The organism is Rhizobium sp. UBA1881, from assembly GCF_002338015.1.
Lineage (GTDB): Bacteria > Pseudomonadota > Alphaproteobacteria > Rhizobiales > Rhizobiaceae > Rhizobium.
Genome location: NZ_DDHH01000089.1, coordinates 1 through 4,654, shown reverse-complemented (window position 1 = coordinate 4,654; position 4,654 = coordinate 1). Strand labels below are relative to the sequence as shown.

Sequence of the window (4,654 nt, the reverse complement as noted above, 5' to 3'; positions counted from 1 at the left end):
CAAACTTACTCTTTGCCATTTAGGCTCTCCATTCTTGCAAGTCCGCGAGGGACTTAATTCTTGTTATCGGTCAATTGGTATTCCGGTCACTTCTGACCGGAATACTTTGCCTGGATCTCGGTTGCGACGTTCGACGGGACCGGCGAGTAGTGATCGAAGGTCATCGTGTACTGTGCGCGGCCCTGCGACATGGAGCGCAGGTTGTCGACGTACTTGAACATGTTCGCCAGCGGAACGTTGGCGTTGATGACGATCGCGATGCCGCGCTGTTCCTGACCCTGGATCTGACCACGGCGGGAGTTCAGGTCACCGATGACGTCGCCGACGTAATCTTCCGGCGTTACGACTTCGACCTTCATCATCGGCTCGAGGAGCTGAGCGCCGGCCTTCTTGGCTGCTTCACGGAAGCAAGCACGCGAAGCGATTTCGAACGCCAGGACGGACGAGTCAACGTCGTGGAAGGCACCGTCAACGAGCGTCGCCTTGACGCCGAGCATCGGGAAGCCAGCCAGCGGACCGGAAGACAGAACGCTTTCGATACCCTTCTGAACGCCCGGGATGTATTCCTTCGGAACAGCACCGCCGACGATCTTGGATTCGAACTTGAAGTCGTCGCCTTCTGGGTTCGGTTCGAAGATGATCTTGACGCGCGCGAACTGACCGGTACCACCGGATTGCTTCTTGTGCGTGTAGTCTTCTTCGTGCTGACGCGTGATGGTTTCGCGGTAGGCAACCTGCGGAGCACCGACGGTTGCTTCAACCTTGAATTCGCGACGCATGCGGTCGACGAGAATGTCGAGGTGAAGTTCGCCCATGCCGGCGATGATCGTCTGACCGGATTCCTGGTCAGTCTTCACGCGGAAGGACGGGTCTTCAGCAGCCAGACGGTTGAGCGCGAGGCCCATCTTTTCCTGGTCGCCCTTGGTCTTCGGCTCGATCGCGATCTGGATGACCGGCTCGGGGAATTCCATGCGCTCGAGGATAACCGGCTTCAGCGGATCGCAGAGCGTATCGCCAGTCGTGGTTTCCTTGAGGCCGGCGAGAGCAACGATGTCGCCTGCGAAGGCTTCTTCGATGTCTTCACGCGAGTTCGAGTGCATCTGCAGCATGCGGCCGACGCGCTCGCGCTTGTCCTTGACCGTGTTCATGACCGACGCGCCCTTTTCGAGCTTGCCGGAGTAGATGCGAGCGAAGGTCAGCGAACCGACGAAGGGGTCGTTCATGATCTTGAACGCGAGCATGGAAAGCGGCTCGGCGTCGTCAGCATGACGTTCGATTTCGGCTTCGGTCTTGAAGTCGATGCCCTTGATCGCCGGAATGTCGAGCGGCGACGGCAGGTAGTCGACAACGGCGTCGAGCAGCGGCTGAACGCCCTTGTTCTTGAAGGCAGTGCCGCAGAACATCGGGTGGAACTTGACGTCGATCGTGCCGCGACGGACGAGCGCGCGGATCTGGTCGTTGTCGGGCATGGTGCCTTCGAGGTAGGCTTCCATCGCGGCTTCGTCGATCTCGACAACGGTCTCGATCAGCTTTTCGCGATATTCAGCAGCCTTTTCCTTCAGGTCGTCAGGGATTTCGACGACGTCCCACTGAGCGCCGAGCGATTCGTCGCGCCAGATGAGAGCGTTCATTTCGATCAGGTCGACAACGCCCTTGAAGTCGCTTTCAGCGCCGATCGGGAGCTGCATGACGACTGCGGTGGCGCCGAGACGGGTCTTGATCATTTCTACCGAGCGGTAGAAGTCAGCACCGGTCTTGTCCATCTTGTTGCAGAAGATCATACGCGGAACGTTGTACTTCTCAGCCTGACGCCAGACGGTTTCCGTCTGCGGCTCTACGCCTGCGTTGGCATCGAGAAGGGCAACAGCACCGTCGAGAACGCGCAGCGAACGTTCGACTTCGATGGTGAAGTCGACGTGGCCGGGAGTGTCGATGATGTTGAAGCGACGCATCTTGCCGTCGCGACCCTTCCAGAAGGTCGTGGTCGCAGCGGACGTGATCGTGATGCCACGCTCCTGCTCCTGCTCCATCCAGTCCATCGTGGCGGCGCCATCGTGCACTTCGCCGATCTTGTGCGACTTGCCGGTGTAGTAAAGGATACGCTCGGTCGTCGTCGTCTTGCCGGCGTCGATGTGCGCCATGATACCGAAATTACGGTAGTCTTCGATTTTATATTCGCGAGCCATAATGGACTGCCTTTCGGGAACCGTTCGGGATTACCAGCGATAATGCGAGAACGCACGGTTGGCATCAGCCATCTTGTGCGTGTCTTCGCGCTTCTTGACGGCGCTACCACGGTTGTTGGATGCATCGAGAAGTTCGCCGGAAAGGCGATCGACCATCGTCGTCTCATTGCGCTTGCGAGCGGCAGTGATCAGCCAGCGAATTGCGAGGGCCTGGCGACGCTCAGGGCGAACATCGACCGGAACCTGGTACGTAGCACCACCAACGCGGCGCGAACGGACTTCTACGTGCGGAGCAATGTTGTCGAGGGCGGCGTGGAAAACAACCAGCGGCTCCTGCTTCGACTTGTTCTGCACGGAGTCAAATGCGCCGTAAACAATGCTTTCAGCGACGGACTTCTTGCCGTCAAGCATGATTGCATTCATGAACTTGGTGACGATGAGATCGCCGAACTTGGGGTCCGGGTTGATCTCGCGCTTTTCTGCTCTGTGACGTCTGGACATACTTCTCGTCTCTTAACCGTTAAGGCGCTTTATCACGCGGAGGACCTCACGCAGCGCCGAATTTACAAAAAGTCCGAATTACTTCGGACGCTTCGCACCGTACTTGGAGCGGCGCTGCTTGCGGTTCTTGACACCCTGGGTATCGAGAACGCCGCGGATGATGTGGTAACGAACACCCGGCAAGTCCTTGACGCGGCCGCCACGGATCATGACGACAGAGTGTTCCTGCAGGTTGTGACCTTCGCCAGGAATGTAGCCGATGACTTCGAAGCCATTGGTCAGACGGATCTTGGCAACCTTACGGAGAGCCGAGTTCGGCTTCTTCGGGGTCGTGGTGTAGACGCGGGTGCAAACACCACGCTTCTGCGGGTTTTCCTGCAGAGCAGGAACCTTGTTACGCTTTACGTTTGGCTGGCGCGGCTTGCGGATCAGCTGGTTTACGGTAGGCATTCAACCATCCCTTACGTTTAAATCTCAAACCCTTGCGGGCGTAACTCACGCCGTCTCCGGCAAGATCACACGCCTGTCTCAATGCGCAAAACGTGGCCCGATCTGTTTTCGCAGATGGACCACAAAGAGCAGAGGACGCAAAAGAAATGCGTCATGCGTGCAGGCAACATATCTTCAACGTGCGTTTCGAACCTTGTTTGAGGTGATATCGAGGGCGTGTCGCCCCAGATGGCCATGCCTCACATGGGTTCCGATGGCGCGGGTACTACTGGTTTCCCGTCGTCTCGTCAAGGCTGTTAACAAATAATCTTCCCGAGAAGGCCTTGAAACGCGGCCTTTTGGCCCTCGCCCGGACCTTTTAGACAAAATCGCGTGCGGTGGCCAAGATAAACTTGGGCATCGCAGCGAAAGCGGCTAAGGAATCAGAGATTGCAGAGGCCAAGTGCCTGAAATGAGATTCAAATCTCGAATCGAAGGACGAAGAATGATTACCAGCCCGGACAACGACAACAACAACGAAGGCCCGATGGTCTTCATCATCATCGGCAAGGGTTATGAGACCGATGGCAGCGAAGGTGTCGATCTGCACATCATGCTGAAGGCGGCCGACGACGACAGCGCGGTTCGCGAGGCATTGAACGCATTGTCCGAGGAAGGTTTCATCGAGGCCGACCTCGACCAGATCGGCATGCTGACCGACATTCCGGAAGAAGAGCCACACGCATCCGCCTACAAGGGCGCGGTCGAAGGCGAAGTCGCGATCATTCGCTTCAGCTGAGCCGAGATAATGGAGCCGGATGCGCTGAAAGTGCTGATCTATGCAACTTGGCGCGACCGGCTTCTCGTTTTCGACGAGCCGGACTTTCCCGACGTGCTATGGCAGGTGCCGGGTGGAACGGTCGAGACCGGCGAGGATATCGCCGAGGCGGCGTTGCGGGAATTCTGCGAGGAAACCGGCCTGGCGCCGTCGGCTCCCCTCACCCCGCTTGCCGTCCACGACTATCGGTTTTCGCTGAAGATCGGCGGTATCGCCTGGCATCGCCGGCACTATTTTCATGTCGAGCTTGACGGTCACCATCCGGAGACATGGCTGCACCAGGAGCTGACGCCATTCGGCGGCGGCGATCCCATCCAGTTTCGCTTCTTTTGGATCGACTTCACGCAAGCGAAAGCCCGGCTGGGCTATGGCATGGAACACTGCCTGCCGACTTTCGGCTGATCGCCGCGCCCTCCCCGCCCCCATTTCAAAAGCCTGAAACGAAAAAACCGCCCGGATCGCTCCGGGCGGTTTTCAATTCTTGGTATCCGGTCTTGCGACCCGGCGCCGATTACTCGGCGGCCGGTGCGCTTTCGCCAGCCAGATCCTGAAGCATCGGGGTCGCGACATCGGCGCCCGTGCCCTTGCGGCGTTCTTCGAGGATCAGCTCGTCGCGCGAGGTCGCGATACGGCGGATCTGGGTCATGGTGCCACCTGTACCAGCCGGGATGAGGCGGCCGACGATGACGTTTTCCTTCAG

General features: G+C 58.3%; 6 protein-coding genes. 2 read left to right on the top strand and 4 right to left on the bottom strand.

Annotated features, from left to right (window positions below; all coding sequences use genetic code 11):
• Positions 1-86: 86 nt before the first annotated feature.
• The 3 genes from fusA to rpsL form a co-directional block, all read right to left on the bottom strand.
• On the bottom strand, positions 87-2,186 hold the full coding sequence (gene fusA, locus B3605_RS10850) for an elongation factor G (protein WP_112945139.1): 2,100 nt from the start codon (positions 2,184-2,186) through the stop codon (positions 87-89).
• A gap of 30 nt (positions 2,187-2,216) precedes the next feature.
• Positions 2,217-2,687, bottom strand: coding sequence for a 30S ribosomal protein S7 (gene rpsG / locus B3605_RS10845; protein ID WP_018902682.1), 471 nt, complete (start codon positions 2,685-2,687; stop codon positions 2,217-2,219).
• A gap of 78 nt (positions 2,688-2,765) precedes the next feature.
• Positions 2,766-3,137: a 30S ribosomal protein S12 gene (rpsL, locus tag B3605_RS10840; RefSeq protein ID WP_018902683.1), complete on the bottom strand. Its 372-nt coding sequence runs from the start codon at positions 3,135-3,137 to the stop codon at positions 2,766-2,768.
• 484 nt (positions 3,138-3,621) lie between these two features.
• Here rpsL and B3605_RS10835 point away from each other — a divergent pair, with 484 nt between their 5' ends.
• Both B3605_RS10835 and B3605_RS10830 read left to right on the top strand, forming a co-directional pair.
• A complete protein-coding gene (locus tag B3605_RS10835; RefSeq protein WP_018902684.1) occupies positions 3,622-3,915 on the top strand; it encodes a hypothetical protein in 294 nt (97 codons plus the stop codon).
• Positions 3,916-3,924: 9 nt separating this feature from the next.
• Complete coding sequence (locus tag B3605_RS10830; protein ID WP_296433807.1) at positions 3,925-4,356, top strand: NUDIX hydrolase; 432 nt, start codon at positions 3,925-3,927, stop codon at positions 4,354-4,356.
• 109 nt (positions 4,357-4,465) lie between these two features.
• Here the strand turns inward: B3605_RS10830 and B3605_RS10825 are convergent.
• On the bottom strand, positions 4,466-4,654 hold a 189-nt coding region (locus B3605_RS10825; RefSeq protein WP_296433803.1), incomplete at its 5' end, for a hypothetical protein.